This is a genomic window from Corallococcus llansteffanensis, from assembly GCF_003612055.1.
Taxonomy (GTDB): domain Bacteria; phylum Myxococcota; class Myxococcia; order Myxococcales; family Myxococcaceae; genus Corallococcus; species Corallococcus llansteffanensis.
Genome location: NZ_RAWB01000815.1, coordinates 1 through 3,324, shown reverse-complemented (window position 1 = coordinate 3,324; position 3,324 = coordinate 1). Strand labels below are relative to the sequence as shown.

Annotated in this window: 3 protein-coding genes; 2 read left to right on the top strand and 1 reads right to left on the bottom strand. The window is 70.1% G+C overall.

Annotated elements, in window-relative coordinates; translation table 11 throughout:
- Positions 1-945 (top strand): D-alanine--D-alanine ligase (locus D7V93_RS40625; protein ID WP_147451608.1); only part of this gene is annotated, 945 nt, incomplete at its 5' end.
- Between the two features lie 340 nt (positions 946-1,285).
- Entirely contained in the window at positions 1,286-2,812 is a 1,527-nt protein-coding gene (locus tag D7V93_RS40620; RefSeq protein WP_120648369.1) for a cellulose synthase family protein, read from the top strand.
- Positions 2,813-2,900: 88 nt separating this feature from the next.
- On the opposite strand, the gene D7V93_RS47565 is transcribed toward D7V93_RS40620, so the two are convergent.
- Positions 2,901-3,324 (bottom strand): hypothetical protein (locus D7V93_RS47565; RefSeq protein WP_279636992.1); only part of this gene is annotated, 424 nt, incomplete at its 5' end.

Below are 3,324 nucleotides of genomic sequence, written 5' to 3'. Positions count from 1 at the left end.
GAGCGGGAGATCTCGCTCAAGACGGGGGAGGCCGTGGTGGCGGCCCTGGAGACGCTGGGGCACACCGTCACCCGCGTCTTCGCGGGCCCAGGGCTGGACCGGGCGCTGCGCGCGGCGGAGCTCGACGTGGCGTTCGTCGCGCTGCATGGCCGCATGGGCGAGGACGGCCGCGTGCAGGGCCTGCTGGAGCTCCTGGAGCTGCCGTACACCGGCTCCGGCGTGCTGGCCTCCGCGCTCGCCATGGACAAGCCCATGGCGAAGAAGCTCTTCCAGCTCCACAACCTGGCCACGCCCCGGGGCTACCGGGTGGGCCGCGCGGACGTGGCGCGCGCGGTGGAACTGCACGGCGACAGCGGCTTCCCGTGCGTGGTGAAGCCCGCGAAGGGCGGCTCGTCGGTGGGCCTGTCGGTGGTGCACGACGCCGGAGCGCTGGTGCCGGCGGTGGCCCAGGCGTGCCGCTTCGGCGGCGAGGCCCTGGTGGAGCGCTTCGTCGCGGGCCAGGAGGTGACGGTGGGCATCCTCGGCGACGCCGTGCTGGGCAGCTGCGAGGTGTCCTTCCCCCGCGAGGGCTTCGACTACGAGGCCAAGTACAAGGGCGGCGCCCAGTACTTCCTGCCGCCCCGCCTGTCGGAGACGCGCCGGGTCAACGTGGAGTCGCTCGCGCTCGCCGCGTACCGCGCCCTGGGCTGCCGGGGCTACGGCCGCGTGGACCTGCTGTGCTCGGACCTGGAGAACGACGTGGTGCTGGAGGTGAACACCCTGCCGGGCTTCACCCCCACCAGCCTCCTGCCGAAGATCGCCGCCCGCGCGGGCCTGGACTTCCCGGCCCTGGTGCAGGGCGTGCTCGACCGCGCCACCCGCGACGAGTCCCACGTCGATGACGCCTCCGGTTTCGAAGTGTCCCCCGTCCCCGTGACGCCCATCCCCCTGCGCGCCGCCCGCTAGGTCCTGCGTCCCCCGGCGCACCCTGGAAGTCCTCTGGAGGGAGGCCCTGCCGCCTCCCGGGATCGCCCTGACGCAGGGAAGGAGGGGTTGACGAAACGCGTCAAAACCGGCGTTCTCAGTCTGCCGAAACCGGGGAATAGTTTGACACGACCCGGGTGCCTCCCTATTGTCCGGCCGCGATCAGTAGTCGGATGGTCAAAGCCCTGTTATTTCGGGCACATACGGGGCGGGGCTCAGCGGACCCAGGAGGCGGCGGTCAGCGTGAGCGGTCGGTCGGCATGCCGCCACGTCTGGTAGGACCGCTGGCGACAGGGCCAGCGGGAGGGGCTGAGCGTCACCGATGACCACCGTCGAGATCATCTTCCTGGCTGTCTACTTCAGCCTGCTGAGCGTGCTGGGGGTCTATGGATCCCACCGGTATCGCATGGCGTTCCTGTACTACCGCCACAAGTTCAAGCTGCCCACTCCGAATGGCACGCTCAAAGCGCTGCCCCGGGTGACCATCCAGCTGCCCATCTTCAACGAGATGTACGTGGTGGAGCGCCTGGTGGAGTCGGTGTGCCGCATCGACTACCCGCGGGAGCTGCTGGAGATCCAGGTGCTGGACGACTCGACGGACGAGACGTGCGGCATCGCGCGTGCGTGCGTGGAGCGCCACCGGCAGAAGGGTCACGACATCGTCTACATCCACCGCGTCAACCGCCAGGGCTTCAAGGCGGGCGCGCTGGAGAACGGCTTGAAGCTGGCCACGGGCGAGTACGTGGCCGTCTTCGACGCGGACTTCGTCCCGAGTCCCGACTTCCTGATGCGCACGGTGCCCTTCTTCGCGGACGCGAAGGTGGGCATGGTGCAGGTGCGCTGGGGCCACCTGAACCGTGAGTTCTCCATCCTCACGCAGGCCCAGAGCATCTTCCTGGACGGGCACTTCATCATCGAGCACACGGCGCGCAACCGGGCCGGCTGCTTCTTCAACTTCAACGGCACCGCGGGCATCTGGCGCCGCAGCACCATCTCCGACGCGGGCGGCTGGCAGCACGACACGCTCACGGAGGACCTGGACCTGAGCTACCGCGCGCAGCTCAAGGGCTGGCAGTTCGTGTTCCTGCCGGAGGTCATCTCCCCCGCGGAGGTGCCGGTGGACATGAACGCCTTCAAGAGCCAGCAGCACCGCTGGGCCAAGGGCTCCATCCAGACGGCGAAGAAGCTCTTGCCCACCATCCTCAAGAGCGACCTTCCGCTCCTGGTGAAGCGCGAGGCCTTCTTCCACCTCACCAACAACATGGCGTACCTGCTGATGGTGCTCCTGTCCGTGCTGATGCCCATCAGCATGGTGGTGCGCTTCCAGCACGGCCTGTACGGCACGCTGTTCCTGGACCTGCCCTTCTTCATCACCGCGACGGCCAGCGTCTGCGTCTTCTACGTGGCCGCCCAGCGCGAGCGCGGCGCCACCGGCTGGGAGCGCTTCAAGTACCTGCCCTTCCTGATGAGCCTGGGCATCGGCCTGGCCATCAACAACGCGAAGGCCGTGGGCGAGGCGCTGCTCAACCAGCAGTCGGGCTTCGCGCGCACGCCGAAGACGGGCGCCGAGGGCAAGAGCGTCAAGGCGCCGGTGAAGAAGAGCTACCGCGGCAGCAAGACGCTGATGCCGGTGGTGGAGCTGCTCTTCGCCGCCTACTTCACCGGGGCGCTGTGGTTCGCCATCGACGCGCGCATCTACACGTCGGTGCCCTTCATCGTCCTGTTCCAGGCGGGCTTCCTCTACGTGGGCGTGTCCAGCCTGCTGCAGGGGTTCGTCGGCCGGGTGAAGGTGGCGGAGGCCGCCCCGGCTGTGAGCTCCACCGAGGAGCAGCCGCGTCAGGCGGCCTGAAGCCCCTCCCCGACAGTCCCGCGGATGCCTCGCGCCGCCGCTTCCTCCCCGGGTTTCCGGGGCGGGAGGGCGGCGCGGTGCTTTCTGGCTAGAGGCCGGCGTCGGGCGTGCCGCGCAGCAGCACCTGCTCCTGGCGCACCGGGGCCGGGCCGGAGGGCGCGGCGTGGCAGCCCTCGTCGATGGCGGTGCTGGACGCGGCGCGCAGGGTGAGGCCGGCGTCGGTGCAGGCCACGGCCTCCGTGGGGAAGGCGACGGGGCAGGGCGTTCCGGAGCCGGTGAAGCCCGTGGCGTGTGTCTCGCCCACGAAGCCGTCCGGGGTTCGGCGCAGGACGATGCCCACCGAGCCCGCGTCCGGAGACTCCACGCCGCCGTCCGCCCACGCTCGCACCACCGCGAGTGACAGCGTGCCGCCGTCGTCCTGGCCCAGGTAGCGGAAGGCCGGGTTCTGCGCGTGGTGGTAGTCGCCGGACTGGTTCTTCTCGCAGCCCGGCGGCACGCGGACGGGGGGTGGG